Below are 24,956 nucleotides of genomic sequence, written 5' to 3' on the forward strand. Positions count from 1 at the left end.
AACTACCGATCGAGTGGAAATTTGCGTTGGATGCGCGACGGGAACTCAGCCCCTCGGCGCCGCCATAGCGCCAGCGCGGCGGCAGCCAGCATCACGGCCCATAGCGGGTCGCCCGGGCGATCGGGCGGTGCGATCGAGCAGCCGCCGGCACCGGCGTTGGTCAGCGGCGTACCGGATACGCTCACCACGCTCGGCGCGGCGCCGGCATTGCTGCTGATTTGCAGCTGTTGCGTATTGACCGGACCGCTCGCGCCGACCATCAGCGTGCAGGACGATCCTGGCTGCAGGCTGAACGGCGCCGGCGGGCAGGTGCCGCCGCCCGGTGTGGATGCGTCCATCACCTGCAGCGGTGCGGCCGCCGCGACCTTCGTCACCTGCAGCACGCCGGCGCCCGAATTGGTCAGGACCAGAGCTTGCGGCTGCAGCGGCGCGTTGGTCGGTCCGGTGAGGTAGATCGCGGTCGGCGACAGGCTCAGCGCCGGGGCGCCTCCGGCGACACCGTTGCCGCTAAGGCTCGCCGGCGTAAGGCCGGTGGCGTTGGACACCACATTGAGATTCGCGCTGCGCAGCCCCGCGGCGCCGGGGGAGAACACCACCGCTATGGTGCAGGCGCTGCCGGCCGCCAGGCTGCCGCCCGCGGCGCAGGTCCCTGAGGGGTCGAGCGCGAAGTCCGCCGCGTCGGCGCCAGCGATCTGCAATTGCTGGATCGCGGCGGGAGCATTGCCCAGGTTGGACAGGCTGATCGATCGCGCCGTGGACGGCGTGCCCACGCTGGTGTCGGGGAAACTCATGCTATTGCCGCTGGTCCAGCCCAGGCGGGGAGCCAGCGCCTGCACGCCGGTACCGGTCAGAGCCAGGCTGTCGGGTGAAGTGGCGGCATTGCTGAGCAGGGTCACGGTGCCGTTCAGCACACCAACCGTGGACGGCGTGAAGCTCAGCTGCAGCGTGCAGCTCGCCGCGGCGGCAAGGCTGGCCGGACAGTTGTGGAGCAGCGTGAATTGCGCCGGGCCGGCGCTGAGTCCGCTAATGGCCAGCGGCGCCGAGCCGGTATTGCGCAGTGTCGCGCTCGCCGCCGCGGAAGTGACGCCGACGGTCTCGCTGCCCAGGTCCAGGCTCGCCGGCGCGAACACCACTGCGGGTGCCGCTGGTGGCGCTGCGATACCGCTGAGGCTGACAGTGACATTGCTGTTGCCGGCGTTGGAGCCGATGTTCAAGCCGGCGCTGCGGGTGCCGGAGCTGACGGTCGGCCTGAAGCCCAGATTAATGGCGCAGCTGGCACCGACCGCCAGGCTGCCGCCGACGGCGCAGTCGCCGCTGGAAGGCACGATGGCGAAATCGCCGGCGTCGGCACCACCGATGCCGATGGTACTGAAGCTGAGTGTGGCGGAGCCGCTGTTGCTCACGGTCAGCGTCTTGGCTGCGCTGCTGGTGTTGATGGCCTGCGCCGGGAAGCTGAGTGACACGGCGTTGACCGACAGCTGCGGCATCGGCACCGCCGTGCCCGTACCGTTGAGTGTCACCTGCGACGGGCTTCCGGCGGCGTCGTGGGTGATGCTCAGCGCCGCCGCACGCGCGCCCTGCGCGCCCGGCGTGAAGACGATCTTCACGATGCACGAGGCGTTGATGGCGACGCTGCCGCTCGCGGCGCAGGTACTGCCCGAGGCAATGGTGTAGTCGGCGGCGTCGGCCCCGCCAAGGGCCACCGCGCTGAGCGCTAGCGGTGCCGTGCCGGTGTTGCTCAGGATCACCGTCTGCGCTGCCGAGGGCGTGCCCACCGTCTCGGAGAAGTTCAAGGTGGCGGGCGCCAGCTGCGCCACCGGCGTGGCCGCCGTGCCGCTGCCGGACAGGGCCACCGTGGACGGACTGCCGGCCGCATTGTGGGTGATCGAAAGGGTGCCGCTGCGGCTACCCGTCGCCTGCGGCTGGAACTTGAGCAGCACGGTGCAGGAGCCGCCCGCGGCGACCGGCGTCCCCACGGCGCAGCTGCCGCCTGACACCGCGAAGTCGGCACTGTTGGTGGCGATGGCGGCAAGTTGCAACGCGGCATTGCCGCCGTTGCTGACCGTGACGGTCTGTGCCACGCTTTGCTGGCCCACCACCACCGAGCCGAAACTGAGCGACAGCGGCGACGCGCTGGCCGCCGGCTGTACCGCGCTGCCGCTGCCGCTGAGATTCAGCGTCTGCGCGCCGTTGCTGGCGTTGGAAGCAAGGCTCACCGATGCGATGCGCGAACCGGCGGCCTGGGGCGTGAAGGTGATACTGAGTGTGCAGCTCCCGCCCGCAGCCACCGCGGTGCCGACGGCGCAGCTTCCGCCGCGGCTGAAGTCGGCCGCGTTGCTGCCGCCAACGGTGATGGCGCTGAAATTCAGCGCCGCGGCGCCGCTGTTGCGGACGGTGACGCTCTGCGCTGCGCTGCTGGAGCCTACCGCCTGCGCGGCGAAGGTCAAGGAGCTTGCGGAAAGCGAGATGGTCGCCTGCGCCGCCGTGCCGGTGCCGGAGAGGCCGACGCTGCTGGGCGAGTTCGGTGCGTTGTGGGCGATGGTAAGACTGCCGGTGCGGCTGCCACTGCTTGCGGGACTGAAAGTCACCAGCACGCTGCAGCTCCCGCCGGCGGCGACGCTGCCGGCGGCGGCGCAGGTGCCCCCGGCCACCTTGAAGTCGGCAACGCTGGCCGCGATCGAGCTGATGGACAGCACTGCACCGCCGGTGTTGGACAGGGTCACTGTCTGGCTGGCGCTGCTGGCGCCGACCGCGGTGGAGGGAAAACTCAGCGCGGCCGGCGAAACCGCGGCGTTGGGCCCGTTGGCGGCCGCGGGATTGCCGATGTACGCGGCGATGTCGGCGATGTCGCTGGCGCTGAGCGTGCCCTGGTAAATCCCCATCCCACCCTTGCCGTTGTTGATGGCGTTCTGAATAACGGTGGGATTGTTGGCGCCCCTCTGGATGTTGTTGTTGTTCTGCGTCGGGTCCGGCCCGTGGCAGGAGCCGTTGGCGCAGGAGGTGCCGCCGCCGCCCGGGGTGTTGTTGTAGAGCAGCTTGCCGTTCGCCGCGCTGGCGGCCCAGGCCGACGGCGCGCTCAAGGCTGCTACTACCACCAGGGCCATCACGGCACGGAATCCTCGTACCCGGGGGCGGCGACCATGCGGTCCCCGCATCAGTGAGAAAGTACTCATTGTTTTGCCTTGGCGTTGATTGGACCCGGCACGGGTTGCGGCCGGACGTCATGGGCACAACGGGGCGCGTGCGTCTTTATTCCAGCGCAGGGATCGGCGGCGGGCACCAACCGATGAACGGCGGGTGACGATCGGTGCTCAGGACAGGGTGCTGTACCGGCTGGCGGCCAGGAACCACGCGCAGTTCATCGCCGCGTGTAGCGCGATGCAGCGCCACAGGCTGCGCCGGCGCTCGTATAGCCAGCCCAGGCTCAGGGCAGGCGGAATCACCGCAAGGCCCAGCCACCAGGAGCGGGCCAGGCCGTGCGCCAGTGCGAACACCAGGGCGGTCGCCAGATTGGGTGCGGAGCAGAAACCCTTGCGCCGCAGCAGCAGCGGCAGATCGGCCGAGACGCGCAACAGGGTCTCCTGGATGCCGGTGCGGAACACGATCTCCTCCAGAACCGCCGCCGCGAGCAGCGACAGCAGCAGAGGCTGATTCCATGAGGTGGCTTGCATGGGTGAATTCATGGCGATTGCCCGCGTCGCGATATCCGGTGGAGGTGCGCTGAAGCGATGCCTTAGCGCCAACCCCGCGCCATCAGCCGCCGCTCCTCTTCTCCGGACAAGGGTCGATGCAGTCCGAGACGGGGGGCCAGCTCGCCGCCGCCGGCCGCCGTTTCATAGCCATCGCCAAGGGCGGGCTTCGGCATGGACTCAGGCGTGGAGCGCAGCACCCAGCGATTGGCGTCACGGCAGGCCACGCCGCGCAAGGACTCGCCGGATGCGGCCGGAACCTTCAGATCGAATTCCCGGCAGACCACGCCGGCCTCGTCGTAACTCGCCAGTGGCAGTACTTCCACTTCGCGCGCGGCAAGAGTCAGGTGTCCCACCTCGCCGCTCGGCAGTCGATCGAGTGTGTCGTTCAGGCTTGCCGGCAATGGGCCCGTCGCTGCCAGCAGGCTGGCGGGTGTATCGCGGCCACGCCGTTCCAGGCCCGGCAGGGTGATCATCACGCCGAGCACCGTGGCGGCAATGGCCAATACAACCATGGCCGCACGCCGGCGCCTGCCGGCGCGGACTCCCCGTTCAGGGCGCACGACAGCCTCGCTGCCCAGGGCCTGCACGGCATCGCAAAGGCGCTGCGGCACGGGCTGCCGCAGCACCGGACCGAACGCCTCACGCAGCAGGCGCCCCGATGCCCGGAACATGTCGATGCGCGCGGCTATTTCCGGGTCGGCAGCGGTGGCTTCGCGCACGCGCGCCGCGTCAGGCGCGTGCAAGGCGCCATCGGCGTAGGCCATCAGCACCTCGTCGCTCCAGTCATGCGTGCTCATGTAGCCACCCATCCGGCTTCGCCGGCACCCGCTTGCAGTCGGCGCATCAATTCGGATCTAGCCCTTGCCAGACGGCTCATCACGGTGCCCACCGGCACGCCGAGCACATCCGCCGCCTCCTGGTAGGTGAGCCCTTCAATCGGCACCAGAGCCAGCACCACACGCATCGATTCGGGCAGCTGTTTCATGATCCGCGCAACCTGTTCCAGCGCCAGCCCGGCTTCCATCCCTTGCGACCAGCGCTGATCCGGCACCACCTCCAGCGTCTCGGCACTCTCGCGGATGCCGTGCGTGGCGGCGGTACGGATTTCGTCGATGTGCAGGTTTTGCATGATTGTGAACATCCAGCTATCCATCCGCGTTCCCGGTTTCCACGTATCCCGCGCCACCCATGCGCGCTCGCAAGCTGCCTGCACCAAGTCGTCGGCCGCATCCAGAGAGCCGGTCCTGACCAGGGCGAAGCGCCGCAAGCGTGGCAGCAGCGCCGTCAGCTCGGTCTTGAAGTCCATGGTCATCGGCGGTGGCGTATGCTTCGCAGGCGTCTGATTGCAGAACGTGCGCCAGCGGAATTTATTCCATGAACTTTATTGCAGGCCGTTCCGTTTAATCCTGTACAACCTGGGGGAATTAACCGATGAATCTGAGAAGGCTGGCGCTTGCGTCGTTGCTCTCCACCATCGGCGGTGCGATGTTCAACGCACCTTGCCAGTTCGCCGCGCTGCTGCTCGGCGCCACACCATCGGCGCAGGCGCAGGACGACAAGGAAACCGAACGCGAACAGGAAAGCAACGACCGTGAGCGCGAACACGAGCACGAGTCCGAGCGAGAAACCGATAACAGCGGCGACCGCGAATCCGGGCGCGAAGAGAGCCGAGCCGACCTGGGCTTCGACACCGAGCCGGACGTGGTGCTGGCCATTGACATCACCGAGCAGGCCCGCAAGGAGGTGCGCAAGCTCGGCTTCCGGGTGATTGAGGAGGAACGCCTGGAAAGCCTTGGGTTCCGCCTGACGCAGCTGTCCACGCCAGGCGGCATTCCGCCGCGGCAGGCGTTGCTGCGCCTGCGCCAGGCCGACCCGTCCGGCGCCTATGACGTCGATCCGGTGTATGCGCAGGCCGCTGGCCAGCCGGCTTGCGCCGGCATCCGTTGCGAGCCGCAGAAAATGATCGGCTGGCCGCCGGGCGGCTGCAACAACGCAGTACGTATCGGACTGATCGACACCGCCGTAGAGAAATCCAGCCCGGCACTCGACGGTAGCCACTTGCGGCAGAAGCATTTCGGCAATTCCGGTGCCACGCCGGAAGGTGCCGAGCATGGTACCGAAGTGGCAACCATCCTCGCCGGCAAAGCCGAAGCCGGATTTTCCGGTTTGCTGCCGAAGGCGACACTGCTGGCGGCCAACGTCTTTGACTTCAGCCGTGGACGGGGCGAGTCGACCGACGCGGTGGCCATGGCGCGCGGCATGGACTGGCTGGTGACGCAGCAACCCGACGTCGTCAATGTCTCCATCGCCGGTCCGGATAACCTGGTGTTGCACGAGACCGTGCGACGCGCGGTGCAGCACGGCGTCGTCGTGGTCGCTGCGGCCGGCAACCTTGGGCCGGATGGCCCGCCGCGCTATCCGGCGGCTTATGCTGAAACCATTGCGGTGACCGCGCTGGATCAAGATGGGCAGATTTATGCGAAGGCCAACCGGGGCGAATACATCGACGTTGCCGCGCCGGGCGTACACATCTGGTCGGCCGGCGCCGATGGCCGCGGCCGCTTTGTCGACGGAACCTCGTTTGCCGCACCTTATGTAAGTGCCGCCCTCGCGTTGCTGCGCGCCGCGGCACCGCTGCGTTCGCCTGCGGAATGGAAGCAGCAATTGCACCAGTCCGCGCCTCCTGCCGGCGGCAGCGCGATAAAGCAAACAGGCGCCGCCGCCTTGTTGCAGACGCACGGCTGTGTCGCAGCGGTGTTGCCTGATGCCACTGGCGGAGCGCATGACACTAGAAACTGAGCTGGAACTGCAGTTGCGCCACACTGGCATCGCGCTCGGTGCCGTCAGCCAGGCTGCGCCGCATTTTCTGGGCGGCTAGACTGATGCGCAAGGAATCTGCCGGGTACCAGTTCAGGCCCAGTGAAATCACGCTGCCGCGATCACCTCCGCCGGAGCGGAGATCGGTCGCACTCCAGCGCGCCGCCAACTCCCAGGCGCCATAACCGCCGAGCGTCACGGGCTGGTTCGGCGTGATGCCGCCAACCGTGCCATAGCGGGTGGAGTAGCTCCGTCGTTCTCCGGTCAACGACCAGCCGGCCTCGACATACTCGCCGCTCCAGCTCGGCCCGCCGCTCACATGCGCCTGGATGTACTCGGCAAGTACCAGCACGGGCCCCAGGCGCACCGCGCTTTCGCCGCCGAGCAGGCGGTAGCGGTCACTTTGCAGCTGCAACGACGAGCGTGGCGACAACCCGCTAAGCAATGCCGTCTCGCCGCTGCCGAACAGCTGCACGCCTGAACCGATGGCTGTTTCGCGAAAGCTGGTACTGGCACCCAGGTGCAGAAAGCCCAGTTCGCCCCGCAACGGTCTCCACGTACCACGCAGGCTCAATGCGTTTTCCGGATATTTGCCGGACAACGCGTAGCCAGCGCTGCGGCTGAAGATGCCACTGGACAAACCCCAGTTGTCGCCGCGGTAGTTGAAACCGGCGCCGAATCCATAGTCCGGCCCGAGAAATGTCGGCGAGGGTCGCGCCACCAGCAGCGTGTCCGTGGAATTGATCGATTCACCCAGGCTGAAAGGTTCAGGGAAGCGTCCCAGTTCGACTCGCACTGGCCAACCGCGGTATTCCAGCCAAAGATCGCGCAAGGACGGACGGTGCGCGAAATTGCCGGCCACGCGAAAGTACCAGTCGTCGTGCCAACGCAGCCGCAAGCCCAGGCGCGCCCGCCGCAAGGCATTGCGGCGTATGTCGACGGTAGCCGGCGCGTCGCCTCCCAGGCTCTTGACAAGCAGCGCGTCGTCTTGGACGCGAACGTACGCCTGCACATCGTATAGGCCGTATTGTGTTTCGCCCCGCGTGAGCTCGTAGGCAAGAACGTTCGGCGGCACTGCCCACCCGAGCAGCAAGCACCAAGCAGCGCCCGCCGGCACCAGGCAACACTCAAGAAAACACCTCCACGGCGAAGATGCTGCGGATCGCAGCTTGGGACAATCTACCAATTGCTTGCGAATCTCATCTCGCATTCCGGACGTCGATGCAGTTCATCGCCCCTCTGAAGCCAATTTTCCAATTGTCGGTTTTGCCGATGCTTCAAAGCTATGACCTGGGTCAACTGGGGCCCAATTCAGCCAGAAGGCCCATCATCTGAATCTATGCACCGGAAATTCCATTCGTCGTTGTCGCAAGGGCGATGCTGGCGCGCGGCACCCGACTCCAGCTCTGCTGGGTTGAGATTCGAGACAAGCATTGGGAGACATCCGCGATTCCAACCCCCCCGACCAGCGGCCGTCCGCGAATCGCAAATTGGGAGATTCCGTCCAGGATGACCTATGAATGGGCCACGAAGCGTATTGGCGAGCCCAGCACGAAACCTGTGACTGGAGGGTGACATTATGAGGAAGTTACTTCTTGCAACTGGACTGGCCGCGTCGTTTGCGGCGCATGCAACGGACTGCAACTTCGGGGTGGTGCCGATCGGCACGCCACCACTATTTCGCCTCCCGGCCTAACTCTGATGGAGGTCGATCCGACGACCGGAGCCACGAAAGCCCATGACAAGAGATGGGGCGCCCCTGAACCTGAAGCCGCGAGCGGCTGCTTACGATCGGCCAATTTTTTAACCTGAACGGCTGCTTTTGGCAGGACCTTTCGGTCGATCGCCACACAAGGGATGGAACGCCGGGTGGTTCATTCTGCCCCGTCATGTTTGATCGGAAGAGTTGGTCGACTTCACCGGAATGCGCTTCGCCCATCGAGATGCTCGCGAAGCGGGCTACTCGGGACAGGCTTGTTCTGCCTTGCGGGATGCAGCTTGTTGTTTCGGTGTCCCAACCGAGTTCACCTCAGTGGCAGGTTCACCGATGCCTGGATTCCGGCTTTCGCCGGAATGACGATGAGGTGTTGGTGTTCGCTGCGTGATCAGCGTTGTGTCGGGCGTGCGCTCTTGGTGGCGAGGATGCCGTCGCCGTTGAGGTCGGTGGTGAAGCCGGCGCGTTGGAGGCGGGTGGCGACTTCGTTGGGGACGTCGCGGCGGGTGGTGAGTTTGTTGGGGGTGCCGGTGTAGTGGAAGAGTTTGCCTTTGTGTCTGAGAACGCGGGCGAGCTGGTCGTAGAAAATTTGGGAGTAGAGTTCGCCGGCGATGCCGAAGCGCGGAGGGTCGTGGAGGATGGCGTCGACGGATTCGTTGGGCAGGGTGGCGATGTATTGGGTGATGTCGGCGTTGCTGAGGGTGAGGGCGGCGGCGGATGGGGCGGTGCCGCTGTGGTCGGGGGACCAGGGGTTGAGGGTGCGCAGCCAGATGACGTCCGGGTTCTTTTCGCAGGAGAGGATTCTCTGGGCCTGGCCTTGCAGGCACCAGGCGGCGAAGTAGCCGAGGCCGCCGCAGGTGTCGAGGATGGTTTTGCCGCGGGGCTGGATGAGATTGACCTTGCGCTCGGCGTCAGCGTAGGGCGAGACGTGGGCGGTGGGGAGCATCTTGATGCCGTCGATCTCGAAGGTGGGTGGGCCCCATTCGGTGGGGACGAGCTTGATCAACGAGGTGGTGAAGCGGGAGATGGGCTGGAAGCTGTCGCCGTCCCAGTGGTAGATCGTGCGGTCCTTGCAGGCTTCCATGTAAGGGAAGCTGCGGCCGTTCCAGGTCCATTCCCCTGCGCCGATCTGCGCGGTGCTGATGGTGCGGCCGAGGTCGAGCGAGAGGTCGACGCTGGGCTGGCCCGCGGCGCGCGCGGCCAGCAGTGCGGTGTGGACTGGCAGGGTCAGCAGGGGGGCTTTGGTGTTGCTCACTTTGCTTCGGGTTCCGGTGTGGGGCTTGGAATGACGCGGCGTACAGTAGCGAACGCGTAGAGGCGGGCGGGGTTCGCCGGCTCAGGCGGGATGCAGGTCCTGCAAAACGGTGGGCAGGAGTTCGGAGACGGTGGGGTGGATGTGTACGGCGCGGGCGACGGTTTTGTAGGCGGCGCCGGCGTACATGGTGTCGAGCAGGCAGTGGATGGCTTCGTCGCCGCCGATGCCGAGGATGGAGGCGCCGAGGATCTTCTCGCTGTCGGCGTCGACGATGATCTTGATGAAGCCCAGGGTTTCGCCGCGTTCGACGGCGCGGCCGACGCGGGTCATGGGGCGGGTGCCGACGAGCAGGCGGTAGCCCTGTTTCTTCGCTTCGGTTTCGGTGAGGCCGATGCGGGCGAGCGGGGGATCGATGAACAGGGCGTAACAGGGGATGCGGTCGGAGAGTCGGCGCGGGGCTTCGTTGAAGACGGCGGCGGCGACGATTTCGTAGTCGTTGTAGGCGGTGTGGGTGAAGGCGCCGCGGCCGTTGCATTCGCCCAAGGCCCAGATGCCGGGGACGTTGCTGCGGCATTGTTCGTCGACCTGGATGAAGCCGCGCCTGTCCAGTTGCACGCCGGCGGCTTCGAGTCCGAGATCGGCGGTGTTGGGTTCGCGGCCAGCGGCGAGGAGGAGGTGGCTGCCACTGAAGCGGCGCTGCGCGCTGCCGCAGGAGGCGGTGACAGTGATGTGGCCGGGCTCGCCTTCAAGGGCGAGGCAGTCGGCGGCGGATTCGATGGTGATGCCTTCGGCGCTGAGGATGTCGCGCACGGCCGTGGAGACGTCCGGGTCTTCGCGCGGCAGTAGGGCGGGGCCGCGGTCGATCACCGTCACTTGCGAGCCGAAGCGGCGGAACATTTGCGCGAATTCGAGGCCGACGTAGCTGCCGCCGACGATGAGCAGGTGTTCGGGCAGGTAATCCACTTCCATGATGCTGCTGTTGGTGAGGTAGGGCAGGCGCTCAAGGCCGGGCAACGACGGCACCTGGGCGCGGCCGCCGACATCGATGAAGATTTGCGGGGCGGTGAGTTGCTGTTCGCCGAAGGCGACGGTGTTCGCCGAGAGGAAGCGGCCGTGGCCGTGGAAGACCTGGCCGTGCTTGAGGCCGCGCATCCATTTTTCGACGTTGCCGCTGGAGGTGTGGGCGACGGCCTGGGCGCGTTCGTGGACGCGGCGCATGTCGACGCGGATGTCGCCGCCGATGGCGACGCCGTAGTCGGCGGCGCGGCGGGCCATGTGGGCGGCGTAGGCGCTGGCGACCATGGTCTTGGTGGGCATGCAGCCAGTATTGACGCAGGTGCCGCCGAATTTGTCGCGCTCGATGACGGCGACTTTCATGCCGGCGGCGTCGAGGCGCGCGGCCAGGGCGGGATTGGCCTGGCCGGTGCCGATGAGGATGGCGTCGAAGGAGAGGGGCATGGGGGAACCTTCCTTGGTGGGCTTTGGTGGTGATGACCCCGGCAGTATGCAGCGACTTGTCGGCGGCGGTGGCCCACTGGACCGGCTTTCCGGGCGGATGGTATGCTCCGACTCGTTAGTCATCGGGGAGTAGCCGCCCTCTTCAGGAGGGAGCCGCGTCAACATCCTTGAGCGCTTCGGCGTTCATGGCGCGGTTGGTTCCGCGACCGTTCCGGTCGCTGTTCTTGGCGAGACCTTTGGCAGCGGCGCACTCACCGGGCTTGGCGAGCGGCGTCCGTTCGCCATCGGTCATCCGCTCGCCAAGCCCCGTCGATATCAAATGCTGACTGTGCTGCTGTTCCTCGGCTCCGCCGCGGTGATCTATTTCGCCTGCGAGTTCTTCGTCAACGGCATCGAATGGGTCGGGCGCAAGCTCGGCATCGGCGAGACCGCCACCGGCACGATCCTGGCGGCCTTCGGTACGGCCTTGCCGGAGAGCGCGGTGACTTTCGTCGCGGTGGTTTTCGGGCGGGATGCGGCGCAGAAGGACATCGGCGTGGGCGCGGCGCTCGGCGGGCCGCTGGTGCTGGCGACGGTGTCCTATGCGGTGGTGGGGCTGGCGCTGGTGTGGAATCACCGCCGGCTGGGGCGCGTCGATCACGCGGTGGCTTCGGATACGCGGCGCCTGAGCCGCGACCAGGGGTGGTTCCTGGCGATTTTCGCGGTCAAGATCGTGCTGGGCCTGGTGGCCTTCAGCTACAAGCCCTGGCTCGGTGCGCTGTTCCTGCTGGCGTATGCCATTTACCTGCGCAGCGAGTTGATGGGTGTGCAGGATCACAGCGAGGAGGCGCTGGAGCCGCTGAAGCTGCGTCCAAAGGGCGATCCGACGCTGTACTGGCCGCTGTTGCAGACGCTGCTGGCGCTGGCGGTGATTGCGGTGGCGTCGAAGGTGTTTGTGGGGCAGCTCGAAGCCATCGGCGTGTGGGCGGGATTGCCGGCGCAGCTGGTGGCCCTGCTGCTGAGCCCGGTGGCGACGGAGTTGCCGGAAACGATGAATGCGCTGATCTGGGTGCGGCAGGGCAAGGAGCGGCTGGCGCTGGCGAACATCTCGGGCGCGATGATGATCCAGGCCACGGTGCCGAGCGCGCTGGGCCTGTTCTTCACGCCCTGGCTGTTTTCGCGGGACCTGGTGGCAGCGGGTGTGGTGACGGCGGTGGCGGTGGGGGTGTTGCTGAGCCTGTTCCTGCGGCGGCGGGTGGATGCCAGGGCGCTGATTCCCTTGTTCGGACTTTATGGGGTGTTCATCGCGATCGTCGTGCTGATGCGCTAGAGGCGGTTATCATGATCCCGCCAGGCGGGGGTGCCTGGATTCCCTCACGATCAGCGAGATGACCCATGGAGAAGAACCGGTTGGAGGCCTTCAGCGATGGCGTGCTGGCCATCATCATCACCATCATGGTGCTGGAGCTCAAGGTGCCGCACGGGGAGGAGCTGTCCGCGCTGCTGCCGTTGTGGCCGGTGTCGCTGAGCTATGTGCTCAGCTTCGCCTACGTCGGCATCTACTGGAACAATCATCATCACATGATGCAGGCCAGCCGTCGGGTGAGCGGGTCGGTGTTGTGGTCGAACCTGCATCTGCTGTTCTGGCTTTCGCTGTTGCCGTTCACCACCGGCTGGATGGGTGAAAACCATTTCGGCCGCTGGCCCACCATGTTGTACGGGCTGAACCTGATGCTGTGCGCGCTAGCCTGGTACATCCTGCAAACCCGCCTGGTGCTGCTGCATGGGCCGGACAGCCTGCTGGCCAGGGCCATCGGGCCGGACAAGAAGGGCAAGTCCTCGCCGCTGTTTTATCTGGTCGGGGTGATCGCGGCGGGGCTGGATCATGCCTATGTTGGATTGGCCTTCTTCGTGGCCGCGGCGCTGCTTTGGCTGGTACCGGATCGGCGGATGGAGCGGGTGCTGGTGGAGCAGGAGGCCGGGGAGCGGCGGGCGCAGTGAGGGCGTGGGGCCTTGGTCATTGACGATTGGTCTTCATTCGGCGTAATGCGTTTTCATCCCTCGATATGCATTGCTTCGCAACGCACTCGGGACAGGCTGATTGCGCCTGCGGCCCGCCGGACTTGCCTTGCGGGTTACAGGTCGGTCGCGGTGGACTGCGTCGAGGGCGCCGGACGCTGCCGCGGCATGCGCCGTCCCTGCCGCAGCATTTCCGCGAATTCTGCGGCCGGCACCGGTGGGCTGAACAGGTAGCCCTGGAACTCGTCGCAGCAAAGCCGGTCGAGGCAATCAAGTTGTTCGAGGGACTCGACTCCTTCCGCCACTACCCTCAGGTGCATCGAGCGCGCCAGGGAGATGATGGTGGAGACGATGTTGCGCATGTCGGCATCCTCGATCATGTCGACGATGAAGGAGCGGTCGATCTTGAGTTCGTCCACCGGCAGGGTGAGCAGGCGTGACAGGGAGGAGTAGCCGGTGCCGAAGTCGTCGATGGAGATGGATACGCCCAAACTGTGTAGCTGGTGCAGCTTGGCTACGTGGCGCTCCATGTCGGGCAACAGAATGGACTCGGTGACTTCCAGCTCCATGTCCGACGCCGCCAGGCCTTTGTCGTTGATCGCCGTACGGACTTCATCGACGAAGCCGGGCTGGCGCAGTTGCAGGAGCGATATGTTCACCGCCACGCGCGGCGGATCGAGGCCGGCGCCGCGCCAGGCGAGCTGATCCGCGGCGGCCTGATGCAGGATCCAGCGGCCGACCTTGACGATCAGGCTGGTTTCTTCCAGGAGCTCCATGAATTTCGCCGGCGGCACCAGGCCCAATTCCGGGTTGTTCCAGCGAAGCAGCGCCTCGGTGCCGCAGATGGCGCCGCTGCGCACATTGAGCTTGGGCTGGTAGTGCAGTACGAATTCGGAATGTTCCAGGGCATGACGCATCCGGCCTTCCAGGTGCAGGCGCTCCTTCAGCGCTATGCTCATTTGCTGGGTGTAGAACAGGACGTTCTCGTTCAGGACCTTGGCCTTCTTCAGCGCCGCCTCCGCGTTCTGGAGCAGGCGCTCGGCGTCGTTGCCGTCGCCCGGAAACACGGCGATGCCGATCCGCACCGAAATGCGTGTCTTCTGTCCCGACACCTTGTAGGGGCGGCTCATGCCCTCCCATACGCGTTCACGCAGCAGGGCGCCGGCGTGGTTGCTGGCATGGAAGTCAGGCACGATGCAGGCGAACCGATCACCGCCGACGCGCGCCAGGCGGCTGTTGCCGCCGGCAAAATGCCGCAGGCGCCGCGCCATTCTGCGCAACAGCTCGTCGCCGGCCGCCATGCCGTAGCTTTCGTTGACGCTTTTGAAGTTGGTCGGCTCGAGCATGATGATGGCGAAGGTGTCGCCTGTTTGCCGCGCCGCCTGCGCGAATTGATCGAGGCGGTCGCTGAACAGGTGCCGGTTGGCCAGGCCGGTGAGCCCGTCGTAGTAGGCCAGGTAGTCGAGCTGCTCGGCGTGGGCGATGAAGTCCAGGGCATGGGAAATGTCGTCGGCCAGTTCCTCCAGCAGCTTCATCTCGCCGGTGTCGAAGAAGCCCGCTTCGGCTGCGTACAGGCAGATGCAGCCGACCAGCCTGTTTTCGGAAAGCAGGGGCAGGGCTGCGCTGGAACGGAAACCACGCCGCAGGGCCGCTTCTCTCCAGGGTGCGAAATCGGGATCCGCGGCGATGTCGTTGCACACGCGCGGGCGCCGCTCGCGCAGGGCGGTGGCGGTGGGGCCGCGGGTGGAGGCATCGTCGCCGCGCAGGCTGATGTGAATGTTTTCCTCGACGTAGCCTTCGTTCTTGCCATTCACGGCGACCGGAACGATGCGGTCGCCGCGGACCATGCCGATCCAGGCGAGCAGGAACTGCCCCTGGCCGACGGCGATGCGGCAAGCCCCCTCGAACAGGTCGGCCTGGTTGTGCGCGCGAATGATCAATGCATCGATGCCGGACAGGACGGAGTAGACGCGATTGAGCCGCTGTGTGGCGCGCTCCGCCTCGCGCAATTGCGTGACGTTTTGCCGCAGCTCCTCGTTCGCACGGCGCAGCGCTTCCTCGGCCTGCTTGCCTTCCTCGATGTCGGTGGCGGTGCCGATCCATTCGCGGATGCTGCCATCGGCGCAGTGCAACGGCACGGCGTAGGAGCGCAGGCGGCGGTAGGTGCCGTCGGCAACGCGCGCCCTGAACTCGCACTCGTACGGTTCGCCGCTGGCGACACAACGCGTCCAGGCGGCGATGGTGCGGTCGCGGTCATCGGGATGCGTCACCGCATTCCAGCCGGCGCTGGCCCCGTGCAGCGGGTCCAGGCCGGTATAGCGTTCGAAGGCCGGCGAAAGCTCCAGCAATTCCCCCTTCGGACTGGCGATCCAGACCACTTGTGAGGTGGACTCCACCAATGCGCGGAAGCGCTCCTCGCTCTGTTTGGGGGCCAGCTCCGCCTGCTTGCGTTGGGAGATGTCGCGCGCCACGCCCATGAGGCTCAACGGTTCGCCGCTGGCATCGTATTCGCCGCGCCCGTGCGACTCAATCCAGTGCTCGCTGCCGTCGGGCCAGGTGATGCGATATTCCAATGCGTAGTCTTGATGGTCATGCAAGGCGGCGCCGAACGCAGCCTCCACGGCGGGGCGATCTTGCGGGTGCAGGGACTGGAGAAATTGCGCCTGGGTGGGCGATGGACCGTCCGGCGGGAAGCCAAAGATGGCTTTCATCCGTCCACTCCACACCAGGCGCCCCGACCCCAGCTCGTACTTCCAGACTCCGGCGCCCGAGGCTTCCAGCACCTGGTCCAGCGGGTGATACCCCGGGGTGCCGGGCGGAAGATTGGAAGATGTGGGCTGGATCATGTCGATGGCGCTGGATTGCCTGGAAGGTATCCGGTGAACCGTGGGCCTGGGACCTGGAATCTCCGCCCCCTAGATTGCGCTGCCTCTGTGTTGGTGAATCTCCCGGTAGCTATCTGTTGCTTTGTGGCGTCGACCGGGAATCCGATTTTGAAGCGTGCCCGTGTACCTGCTGTGCGGCATTGATCTGGGTCAACGGATGCGCCAGCCGCACCTGGAAGTAGCCGGGGCGCGAGGATGCGCGCGGTGGTGGCCGCCCTCCCGGTTAACGATCAGATCATCATTCGGCGCAACAGGCTTCGCTTCCCTGAATGCGTTGCGAAGCAAGACATTCAGGGAGGGCTTGTCGTGTCCTGCGCCCGCTTCGCGCGAGCGGTCAGCCGATCAGGCGGTCCGGCTTCCAGTTTTTCGGATGGGCCGCGACGATCCTTTGGCCGGGCCCCTGCCGGGTGGCCTGGGTGAGGGAGGCGCCGAGGGCGTCGGGCATGGGCTGGATGATGGGCTGGGGGATGGCGTCACAGCCGCCGAGGCCGAAGGTGGGGGTGGAGGGGGCGGCGAGTTTGGGCGGTTTGAGGAAGGCGGGCGGGGAGGTGAGGTCGAGGAAGTCGGCGAGGGTGGTGGCCTGGGCGTCGCGGTAGGTGAGGGCGGGCAGGTTCCACTTGGCGCGGATGGTGGCGATGATGGAGGTGTGGTCGTGGACGACGTTGGTGACGGCGTTGGGCTTGCTGTAGGGCGAGACGACGACGGTGGGGACGCGCATGCCGGTGATGTTGTAGGCGCCGGGGATGTCGGTGGCGGCGAGCATGGGCGGGATGTTGTCGGGGGCGGAGACGGAGGCGGGCGGGACGTGGTCGTAGTAGCCGCCGTGTTCGTCGTAGGTCCAGACGAGCAGGGTGCGCGACCATTTGGGTGAGGCCATCACGGCCTGCACGACCTGCGAGACGAAGGCTTCGCCGTAGGCGATGTCCTGCGGGTTTTCCTCGCTGCCGCCGAGCGATTCGACGGTTTCATCGAGGTTGTCGAGGACGGCGGCGACTGCCGAAGGCAGGTTGGGAGTGGACTTGAGCTTGTCGAACAGCAGGGAGCCGATGGTCGGGCCCAGGCCGAAGTCGGAATCGACGAAGGAGACGGCGGGCAGGGTGCCGGCGGCGCAGTCCAGATAGAACTGGAGGACCGGGGAGAAGTTCAGCGGATTGCGTTCGAGGATCTGCGGGATGACGGCGAGATTGGGCAGGTCGGTGAAGTAGTCGCGCCAGGTGATGCCGTATTTGTTGAGGATGTCGGGCAGGGTGCCGCCGGCGGGATAGGGCAGCGACAGGGAGTCGCTGCTGGTGGAGATGTCGCCCACCGCGGTGCCGGAATAGAGGAAGCGGCGGTTGGGGTAGGTCTGGCAGGGCGCGGAGGCGAAGCAGCGGTTGCCGACGCAGAAGGTCTTGGCCATGGAGTAGTAGAAGGGGATGTCCTTCTCGTCCCAGTAGCCCATGGCGGTGATGCTGGTGCCGGCGAAGCCGTCCATGCGGCCGCCGTTGATCTGCTTGTGGCTGGAGTTCCAGTTCTGCGTGACGCTGTTGGGCGCGCAGGTGCTGGGCATGTGGAAGGCGCGCTGGTAGCCGCCGTTGAGGGGGTTGGTATTGAGCGGCAGGCCGTTGTCGTCAAACATGAAGCCGTCGGCGAGGGGCTGGCCGCGCAGGGGCAGCATGCCGAGGTAGTTGTCGAAGGAGTGGTTTTCCATCATGACGATGACGACGTGATCGAAGGGCAGGGCGTCGTCCGCGGTGCCGGCGGGGCGGGTGGGATCGGGCAGGTCGCCCGGGGCGCCGTTGCTGTTGCCGCCGTTGATGCTGCTGGAGCTGCCGCAGCCGGCGAGGCCCTGGGTGGCCGCGACCATTGCCGCCGCGGCGGAGCCGCCCAGGAAAGTGCGCCGTGAAAAGCCGTTCTTCTTCATTGATGCCCCCGAGAAAGTAATCCGAACGTCCGTGACGCGCTTCGTACTAGAAAGTACCGATTGACCGGGCTGGCCGGCCATCGGCGACCGCGGGCTGTGGCCTGGGTCAGGGCGCGCTTCTGGAAACCGAAATTCTATCTTCGGCGATTTTGCGGCGTGATGACAGAAGTGTTGCGTAGTGTTGCGTCGGCCGCCGGTACGGGGTATGTGCGGCGGCGGGATGAATCGAAAGGGATCGAAGCCTGGAATTTCCCTGGGAATATCCAGGGAAATTCCAGATGGAATTCCCACTTACCCGCCTGCTGAAATCCCGGCCGCTGGTGCAGCTGCCGGACGGCGCGCCAACAGGCCGCCGGCCCAGAACAAGGGTACCAGGGTCAGCAGGAAGCTCAGGTGGTACCAGAGCGGCAGGGCGTTGCCAATCTTGATGTGCTCCGGCACGAACAGCACCAGGAAGATCACGCCGGTGATCCATGGCGCGCGTGCCGGGGAGCGCGCGACCGCCGCGGCGACGGCGCCCGCGGCCAGGGAACTCAGGGCGCCGATGCCGAGACGCGCCAGCATCATGATCAGGGTGAAGGCGAACGTGGGCTCGGCCGCGGTGTAGCCGGGGATGCCCAGACGCAGCAGCCGGTCGAGCAGCGAGACCACCACCACCCACACGACAGCGCCCGCGATCACCGCAAACAGGGTCCGTTTCATCGATCTCTCCTCGAAGCTGAAAATCCATGATTGATTAGTTTGTTTGTAATACTATAATCCAACTATGAAAGCCGAGCTACTGATCCTGGGGGTGCTGTATCGGGGCGACTTCCACCCTTATGAAATCAAGCGGCGGCTGAGCAATGCGATGGTGGAGTGCTACGTCGACGTGGACGTGGGCACGCTGTACTACGCGATCCGCCAGCTGGCGGGCGGCAAGCTGATCAAGGCGATGGGGCGCGAGGCGGTGAAGCGCGGCGGCATGCGCACGGTGTACCGGATCACGGCGCAGGGACAGGCGCGCTTCCAGAAGTTGCTCCAGGCGCAGTTCGAGGCCGACGGGCCGGTTTGCGAAACCTTGTATGCGGCGATGCTGTTTCTGCACCTGGCCGATCTGGAGCAGGTGGCGGCGGCGCTGCGGCAGAGGATTGCGCGGCTGAACGAATCGATTGCGGAGATCGCGACGCTGCGGCCGCAGCTTCAGCCGCACCTGGCGACCGGTGGCTTGCACCTGATGGAGCATCTGGATCAGCAGCGCCGGCTCGATCGCCGCTGGCTGCAAGGGGTGCTGAAGGATGTGGAGGGTGGGCGCGTGCGGGATGTGGCGGATCCGCGGCGGCTGGCAGCCGCGGATTAATCGCGGCGGGCCGGATGAGGTTGCGGCAGGAGAAAGCGATGAAGCGGACGTGGACGATTATTGGCGTTGCCGATGTTGCGTGCAGCTTCAGGTGGTATCAGGCGCTATTCGGCCAGGCGGAAGCGCTGCCGGCGCATGATTACTTCGGGCAGCTTGTCGATACGGACGGAACGGTGTTGTTGTGCCTGCATCAGTGGGGTGCGCACGATCATCCCTCCCTGAACAGTCCCGACCATGCGGAGCCCGGGAATGGGCTGCTGTTGTTTTTTCGGGTGGATGATTTTGATGCGGCGCTGGCCAGGGCGCGTGCGTTTCCCGGCGGGCTGGAGGAGGAGCCGCAGGTGAATCCGGCCACGGGGACCCGGGAGTTTGCGTTGCGGGATCCTGATGGGTATTACGTGATGATCAGCGCGCTCGATTGAGTTTGAGGGAGTGCAGGTTCCGCCTGTGGCGGAAGGCGGGTCGCGGAGCCGCCCTACGGGTTGGGTTGCTGGTACTGCGCTGGCGCTGGATCAACTTGCCGCCAATTCCTGAATCAGAATTGCCGGGCCTCGGCGCCGTCATGCGCTCCCAATGAAGGCGGGTCATTGCCCGGGCGTCCGGCAATTTGAGGTCCGGAGTTCCGCGCACCGCTCCGGAACGCCCTTGGCGACTTGCCGGTTACGCGCTTGAAGGCATTGCTGAAGGCGCTCTCGGACGTATAGCCGAGAGAATCGGCGACGACCGCAACCGGGGTGGTTTCCTCCCGCAGCGCCCTTTCGGCCAGGCGCATGCGCCATTGCGTCAGATAAGCCAGCGGCGCAACGCCCGCGATCTCCCGGAAGTGGAAAGCGAACGTTGTCCTGGACATGGCGGACGCTTTTGCGAGCTCTTCAAGACGCCAGGCGCGCCCCGGGTCGCCGTGCATCAGGCGCAGGGCGGGAGCGATGCGAGGATCGCCCAGCGCCCTGAGCCAGCCCGCGGGCATCGGGCCGGAAGTCTTGAGTTGCGCGCGCAGGATCTGGATGAAGAGCAGCTGGGACAGGTGCGCCGAAGCGAGCTGCGCGCCGGCCTGCCCGGTGGCCCGCTCCTCGACAAGCTGATCCAGCAAGGTGCGGAAGGTCGCCGCCTGCGGTGATGCCGCCTGGATGTGGATCCACGGCGGCAGAACATCCGAAAGCAGCCGGCCGCTGCCCGGATCCAGCAGCACATGTCCGCCGATGTAGGCGAAGTCCTTGCCGTCGCCGAGCATCGCCGTCGTCCTGCCCGCGCCGGAGAACAGGCTCATCGCGTCGACGGGCACGACACCGGGCTCGCTGGACACCATGAACGATCGCGGCGCCGCCAGAAGGCCGACATCGCCGGCCTCGAAGCGGAACGGCTCTTCCAGGCCATCGATGGAAACCCAGCAACCCCCTTTCACCACGGCGAAAAACTTGATGGTCTTGGGCACCGGAAAGCGGATCGCCCAGGAGCCCCCGGCGGTGAAGCCCCCTGTGACCAGGGACTCGGCGTTGACGAACTTCAGGACCTCGGAAAAGGGATCGGTAAGCATGGCCGTACTATCGCGCAAGTAATGCGTACGTTCAAGCATTCAAAATCCGGACTTGCGGCGTTACCTTAGCGCCACTTCGCGAATCGCCGGATGCCGTAGACGCGAAAAGCCGACGCCCATGGCGCCTTTCCTGATCGATTAGAGAGCAGCACGCATGACATTGAGAAAACGACGTCTTGGCACTCAGGGTCTGGAAGTCGGGGCCATAGGCCTCGGCTGCATGGGCATGAGCCAGTCCTACGGCCCGGCGGACGAAGCCGAATCGCTCGCCACCCTGCATCGCTCAATCGAACTCGGCTGCAACTTCTTCGACACCGCCGAGGGCTATGGGCCATTCAAAAACGAGGAACTGCTGGGTCGGGCGTTTCATGACCGCCGGGACCAGGTGGTCCTGGCCACCAAGTTCGGCTTCCGCTTCGAGCATGGGCGCCAAGTCGGCGCCGAAACCGACAGCAGCCCCGCCAGCATCCGCCGCGCGGTGGAAGGTTCGCTGCGGCGCCTGCAAACGGACTACATCGACCTGCTCTACCAGCACCGCATCGACCGCAAGGTGCCGATCGAGGACGTCGCCGGCACGGTCGGAGAGCTGGTGCGCGAAGGCAAGGTCCGCTACTTCGGTCTCTCCGAAGTGGGTGCCGCCACCTTGCGCCGCGCGCATGCCGTGCATCCGGTCTCGGCCCTGCAAAGCGAATACTCGCTGTGGGAACGGAACCTGGAGCCGGAGATCATCCCGCTCCTGCGCGAACTGGGCATCGGCCTGGTGCCGTTCTGCCCGCTGGGCCGCGGCTTTCTCGCCGGCGGCGTGAAGCGCGCGGAAGAGTATCCCGAAGGCGATACGCGGCGGAACGATCCCCGCTACCAGGGCGGGAACTACGATGCCAACGTCGCGGCGGCGCGAGTCGTTGCGGACATCGCCACGGGCAAGGGCGTGAAGCCCGGCCAGATCGCCCTCGCTTGGCTGCTGCACCGGGGCGACGGGATCGTGCCCATCCCGGGTACCAAGCGCCGGGCTTACCTGGAGGAGAACGTGGCGGCGGCGGAGATCCGCCTCGATGCGGCCGAGGTCCGCAAGCTCGACGACGCCCTGGCTGCGGGAACGGTTTCGGGCAATCGCTATCCCGACTGGGTCATGGCGACGATCGATCGCTGAACCACCGGAACTACAGGCAATTCAGGAGAATGTCGTGAACGGCAAATTGGTACTGGTGACCGGCGGCACCGGATTCATCGCGCAGCACTGCATGCTGGCGCTGTTGCATGCAGGGTATCGCGTGCGGACCACCGTCCGCTCCCTGTCGCGGGAAGCCGAAGTGCGGGCAAATCTGAAGGTCGGCGGCGCCGAACCTGGTGACCAGCTGAGCTTCGTCGCCGCGAACCTGGACGCCGACCGCGGCTGGGCGGAGGCGACCGAGGGGTGCGACTACGTGATGCACGGCGCATCGCCGACGCCTTCGGGCGACCAAGTGCACGAAGAGGACTGGATCAAGCCCGCAGTCGATGGCAACCTGCGGGTGCTGCGTGCCGCACGGGATGCTGGCGTCAAACGGGTCGTGCTGACATCGGCCTTCGGCGCGGTCGGTGTCGGCCATAAGCCGACGAATCGGCCGTTCAACGAGAGCGACTGGAGCGACCTGGGCGGCAACGTCGCGCCATACCAGAAATCGAAAACACTCTCCGAGCGCGCGGCATGGGAGTTCATCGCCCGTGAAGGGCGTGGCCTGGAGCTGTCCGCCGTAAATCCGGTGACGGTATTGGGGCCCGCCCTGGGCGCCGACTACTCGCACTCCATCCGGTTGATCAAGAACCTGATGGACGGCCAACGGGGTTGCCCGAAGATCAACACCGGGGTGGTCGACGTGCGCGACCTGGCGGACCTGCATCTGCGATGCATGACCGATCCCGCCGCGGCGGGCGAACGCTTCCTGGGTGTCACCGGCCAAAGCATGTGGATGGTCGAAATTGCCGAGGTGCTGCAGCGTCGCATGGGGCTTGCCGCCGACAAGGTTTCGACGCGCGTCATTCCAAACTGGGTGGTGCGCCTGGCTGCGCTCAGAGACCCCGCCGTAAAGTCGATCTTGCCGATTCTGGGCCTGAAGCTGGACGCCACCAACGAGAAGGCCCGGCGGCTGCTCGGCTGGACGCCGCGTTCGCGGGAAGACGCCATTGTCGCGACCGCGGAGAGCCTGGTCCGGCTCGGCCTGGTCGGCAGCAGATCAGTGGCTGACTGAGGTGAAGAGCGACCCAAGCGACACCGACCTTGCGAAGAAGATCATCGACGATCGCCCCGCCACGGCCAATGATCGCTGCAACGGCGGGGACGGAACGGGACTAACCATGGCCGAATGCACGGGCGCCGCGGACGGATCGCCCAGGATGTCTGCCGGAGAGGCCATTACCGACGATGCCATCGAGTGCGTCCTGAAGCCCCTGGACCGCGCTTCCTACGCCGTGACGTTGACCGACGCGCAGTGGTCAGCGCTTCGGTCGCTGTTCCCGAACGGCGTGTGTGACTATTCCGCTTCTGGTACGGGCCGGCAGCTGGCCCAACCGTGGATGACGTTCGTGGACTTCGCGGGCGGGCCGGTTGTCGAAGGGGCGCAACTTCCGCTCCCTCCGGCGGGTTCCGGAGCCTCATGGTAGTTGCATCGGTTCGTCGGTTCGAACCACAACCGGCAGCATCTGGCACGCCGTGGCCGGCGGTACAATCGGCGGCAGGCGGCGGCCCAGAGCGGTCCCTCCCGAGCGGCAGGTTTGGGGGGCTGTAGGCGACGTTCACGAACGCCTGCTTCGGAGAGATGTGGCCCACCATAGATCGTGCTGTGCGGCCTGCGACCCCGTTATGGACTAAAATTTGTTCCATGATCGAAGACGGCGACATCGACTATAAGAGCCGAACTCTTGAGCAGTTACGCGAGTCCTGCTTGAATATTGATCGGCAACGCTATCCGCGTAATTTGGCGAACCTTCTTCTGGAGTTAAAGGCCCGCGGGGCTACAGACCCCGTATCAGAACAGCATCCAGGGGAGCCTAAGAGCCAGCGTTCGGCAAATCGGCTTCTCACGGCAATACTGCTTGCAGCAACTGGGGCAACTGCTGGCTGGTTGCTCGCCAACGAGCCGACATCCACAGCATGGTGTGAAGACATTCGGATATTGGGCGTCAAGCAAGGTAGCCGCAGCACTGAATACTTTGAGGTCGAATCGCTTAAAGATTCTAGGGTTCGATTGATTGGTCGATTTAACAAGCCATTTTCTAAGGACTACACTGGCCCGGCCGCGCTTTGGATTAGCGTAGGCAGGCTAACGGGCCGGGAGCACTACAAAATGAGTGCGCGGTGCTCCGACGCCCCACCTAGCAACTGAATGTGAGCCTGTCGGGGAGAGTGGTTCGCACCAAAACCTCGTCGGGTCGGCAGCCGGCCCCGAGCTGGCGCTGACCAACGGCCGCTTCAGAGAAACAGACCTCGCCGCATAAGTGGGTTTATCGAAACAACATGAGACCTCGCAACATACTGCTTCTTAGCATCCTAGCCGTCATCGGATTCGATACCGCTGCCTCCATCGGTTTGCTGATCCTTGGCTTTCCTTATGGGAGAGCGAGCATAGGCTCGTTCGTGATTTACGCTGCGGCTGGATTCTTTGCCGCTCGCGCCAAGAGTCGCGCTTTTAGCGTGTTGGTAGGTCTTGCGGTTGGCGTCACTGATGCCACGCTTGGGTGGGCCATTTCCTGGGCGCTCGGGCCTGGCCGCCCGCCGGTGGGGACAATCACAGCTGTTCAGTTGGTTGGTGCAGGTGTGTCGGTGGTAGTAATCGCCGGCCTTTGTGCCGGTTTAGGCGGCTTGGTTGCTGGGCTCTCTCGCCCCCGTGTTGCCTAGCAACAGGCGCGGGGCCTACGCTGTCGGCAGTCGGCCCGAAGCCACCCTTGGTGAACGACCGCTCCCGAGCAGCCAAATGCGGCAGCCACTGGAGTTGGAAATCGGGATCGGCTCAGAAGTAGAGTGGAGGCCTGTTGAACCGCAAAAGCGATTCCAGCCGATGTGGTTCATTCAGCGTAGGGCGACAGAGGAGCACGCTACGTGACCAAGCATTCCGGTTCTTGCCTTTGTGCGGCTGTCAGGTTTGAAATCGACGGAGACTTTGAACGCTTCTACCTGTGTCATTGCGAATACTGCCGCAAAGATACGGGTTCGGCGCACGCCGCAAATTTATTCACTGCCAAAGCCGCGTTGAGATGGCTCTCTGGACAGGAGAAAGCTACGCAGTTCACCCTACCGTCGACGCAGCACAGCAGATCCTTTTGTTCAATCTGCGGATCGGCACTTCCGAGCCTTCAGATGAACGGCACACTCCTCGTGGTTCCGG

The 24,956-nt window shown here is 65.5% G+C and carries 21 protein-coding genes and 1 riboswitch; of the genes, 10 read left to right on the forward strand and 11 right to left on the reverse strand.

Going from position 1 to position 24,956, the window contains the following annotated elements; all coding sequences use genetic code 11:
- Nucleotides 1–2: 2 nt before the first annotated feature.
- The 4 genes from BP26_RS26870 to BP26_RS0118235 form a co-directional block, all read right to left on the reverse strand.
- Nucleotides 3–3,104: a choice-of-anchor D domain-containing protein gene (locus BP26_RS26870; RefSeq protein WP_036517331.1), complete on the reverse strand. Its 3,102-nt coding sequence runs from the start codon at nucleotides 3,102–3,104 to the stop codon at nucleotides 3–5.
- A 207-nt stretch (nucleotides 3,105–3,311) separates the two neighbouring features.
- Nucleotides 3,312–3,671 carry a JDVT-CTERM system glutamic-type intramembrane protease MrtJ gene (gene mrtJ, locus BP26_RS0118225; protein WP_029921997.1) on the reverse strand — a complete coding sequence of 120 codons (360 nt, stop codon included), beginning with the start codon at nucleotides 3,669–3,671 and terminating at the stop codon, nucleotides 3,312–3,314.
- Nucleotides 3,672–3,733: 62 nt separating this feature from the next.
- Nucleotides 3,734–4,489, reverse strand: coding sequence for an anti-sigma factor family protein (locus BP26_RS0118230; RefSeq protein WP_157572606.1), 756 nt, complete (start codon nucleotides 4,487–4,489; stop codon nucleotides 3,734–3,736).
- Nucleotides 4,486–4,998 carry an RNA polymerase sigma factor gene (locus tag BP26_RS0118235; RefSeq protein WP_029921999.1) on the reverse strand — a complete coding sequence of 171 codons (513 nt, stop codon included), beginning with the start codon at nucleotides 4,996–4,998 and terminating at the stop codon, nucleotides 4,486–4,488. The genes BP26_RS0118230 and BP26_RS0118235 overlap by 4 nt, the downstream gene beginning before the upstream one ends.
- Before the next feature lie 125 nt (nucleotides 4,999–5,123).
- On the opposite strand from BP26_RS0118235, the gene BP26_RS27820 reads away from it, so the two are divergent.
- Nucleotides 5,124–6,491 (forward strand): S8 family serine peptidase, encoded by a 1,368-nt coding sequence (locus tag BP26_RS27820; protein WP_084183213.1) that lies wholly within the window; start codon nucleotides 5,124–5,126, stop codon nucleotides 6,489–6,491.
- Here BP26_RS27820 and BP26_RS0118245 read toward each other — a convergent pair.
- From BP26_RS0118245 to BP26_RS0118255, 3 genes are all read right to left on the reverse strand, one after another.
- Complete coding sequence (locus BP26_RS0118245) at nucleotides 6,481–7,584, reverse strand: OprO/OprP family phosphate-selective porin (RefSeq protein WP_169740740.1); 1,104 nt, start codon at nucleotides 7,582–7,584, stop codon at nucleotides 6,481–6,483. The two genes, BP26_RS27820 and BP26_RS0118245, sit on opposite strands and share 11 nt — an antisense overlap.
- A gap of 1,030 nt (nucleotides 7,585–8,614) precedes the next feature.
- On the reverse strand, nucleotides 8,615–9,478 hold the full coding sequence (locus BP26_RS0118250) for a class I SAM-dependent methyltransferase (RefSeq protein ID WP_029922002.1): 864 nt from the start codon (nucleotides 9,476–9,478) through the stop codon (nucleotides 8,615–8,617).
- Between the two features lie 81 nt (nucleotides 9,479–9,559).
- Nucleotides 9,560–10,936 carry an FAD-containing oxidoreductase gene (locus BP26_RS0118255; protein ID WP_029922003.1) on the reverse strand — a complete coding sequence of 459 codons (1,377 nt, stop codon included), beginning with the start codon at nucleotides 10,934–10,936 and terminating at the stop codon, nucleotides 9,560–9,562.
- A gap of 112 nt (nucleotides 10,937–11,048) precedes the next feature.
- A riboswitch (yybP-ykoY riboswitch) is annotated at nucleotides 11,049–11,198 on the forward strand.
- 57 nt (nucleotides 11,199–11,255) lie between these two features.
- Between BP26_RS0118255 and BP26_RS0118265 the strand changes: the two genes are divergently transcribed.
- On the forward strand, nucleotides 11,256–12,245 hold the full coding sequence (locus tag BP26_RS0118265) for a sodium:calcium antiporter (protein WP_029922004.1): 990 nt from the start codon (nucleotides 11,256–11,258) through the stop codon (nucleotides 12,243–12,245).
- A gap of 65 nt (nucleotides 12,246–12,310) precedes the next feature.
- Nucleotides 12,311–12,916 (forward strand): TMEM175 family protein, encoded by a 606-nt coding sequence (locus BP26_RS0118270; RefSeq protein WP_029922005.1) that lies wholly within the window; start codon nucleotides 12,311–12,313, stop codon nucleotides 12,914–12,916.
- 134 nt (nucleotides 12,917–13,050) lie between these two features.
- Here BP26_RS0118270 and BP26_RS26880 read toward each other — a convergent pair whose 3' ends face one another.
- The 3 genes from BP26_RS26880 to BP26_RS0118285 form a co-directional block, all read right to left on the reverse strand.
- Complete coding sequence (locus tag BP26_RS26880) at nucleotides 13,051–15,780, reverse strand: sensor domain-containing protein (protein WP_084183215.1); 2,730 nt, start codon at nucleotides 15,778–15,780, stop codon at nucleotides 13,051–13,053.
- Between the two features lie 373 nt (nucleotides 15,781–16,153).
- A complete protein-coding gene (locus tag BP26_RS0118280; protein ID WP_029922007.1) occupies nucleotides 16,154–17,722 on the reverse strand; it encodes an alkaline phosphatase family protein in 1,569 nt (522 codons plus the stop codon).
- Nucleotides 17,723–18,013: 291 nt separating this feature from the next.
- Nucleotides 18,014–18,424 carry a hypothetical protein gene (locus tag BP26_RS0118285; protein ID WP_029922008.1) on the reverse strand — a complete coding sequence of 137 codons (411 nt, stop codon included), beginning with the start codon at nucleotides 18,422–18,424 and terminating at the stop codon, nucleotides 18,014–18,016.
- A gap of 64 nt (nucleotides 18,425–18,488) precedes the next feature.
- Here BP26_RS0118285 and BP26_RS0118290 point away from each other — a divergent pair, with 64 nt between their 5' ends.
- Both BP26_RS0118290 and BP26_RS0118295 read left to right on the forward strand, forming a co-directional pair.
- Nucleotides 18,489–19,061, forward strand: coding sequence for a PadR family transcriptional regulator (locus tag BP26_RS0118290; protein WP_029922009.1), 573 nt, complete (start codon nucleotides 18,489–18,491; stop codon nucleotides 19,059–19,061).
- A gap of 38 nt (nucleotides 19,062–19,099) precedes the next feature.
- The gene (locus BP26_RS0118295; RefSeq protein WP_029922010.1) at nucleotides 19,100–19,483 is read left to right on the forward strand and encodes a VOC family protein; all 384 of its coding nucleotides are present in this window, start codon (nucleotides 19,100–19,102) and stop codon (nucleotides 19,481–19,483) included.
- Between the two features lie 113 nt (nucleotides 19,484–19,596).
- Here the strand turns inward: BP26_RS0118295 and BP26_RS0118300 are convergent, their stop codons facing one another.
- Nucleotides 19,597–20,634, reverse strand: coding sequence for an AraC family transcriptional regulator (locus BP26_RS0118300; protein ID WP_084183217.1), 1,038 nt, complete (start codon nucleotides 20,632–20,634; stop codon nucleotides 19,597–19,599).
- 115 nt (nucleotides 20,635–20,749) lie between these two features.
- Here BP26_RS0118300 and BP26_RS0118305 point away from each other — a divergent pair, with 115 nt between their 5' ends.
- The 5 genes from BP26_RS0118305 to BP26_RS28775 all read left to right on the forward strand — a co-directional run.
- Entirely contained in the window at nucleotides 20,750–21,745 is a 996-nt protein-coding gene (locus tag BP26_RS0118305; protein ID WP_029922012.1) for an aldo/keto reductase, read from the forward strand.
- Nucleotides 21,746–21,779: 34 nt separating this feature from the next.
- Nucleotides 21,780–22,823, forward strand: a complete 1,044-nt coding sequence (locus BP26_RS0118310; protein ID WP_029922013.1) for an SDR family oxidoreductase — start codon at nucleotides 21,780–21,782, stop codon at nucleotides 22,821–22,823.
- A 1-nt stretch (nucleotide 22,824) separates the two neighbouring features.
- Complete coding sequence (locus BP26_RS0118315; RefSeq protein WP_029922014.1) at nucleotides 22,825–23,235, forward strand: DUF6351 family protein; 411 nt, start codon at nucleotides 22,825–22,827, stop codon at nucleotides 23,233–23,235.
- 218 nt (nucleotides 23,236–23,453) lie between these two features.
- On the forward strand, nucleotides 23,454–23,957 hold the full coding sequence (locus BP26_RS29645; RefSeq protein WP_157572608.1) for a hypothetical protein: 504 nt from the start codon (nucleotides 23,454–23,456) through the stop codon (nucleotides 23,955–23,957).
- A gap of 713 nt (nucleotides 23,958–24,670) precedes the next feature.
- The coding region (locus tag BP26_RS28775; RefSeq protein WP_084183219.1) for a GFA family protein at nucleotides 24,671–24,956 on the forward strand (286 nt) is incomplete at its 3' end.

Source organism: Nevskia soli DSM 19509 (genome assembly GCF_000711955.1).
Classification (GTDB): Bacteria; Pseudomonadota; Gammaproteobacteria; order Nevskiales; family Nevskiaceae; genus Nevskia; species Nevskia soli.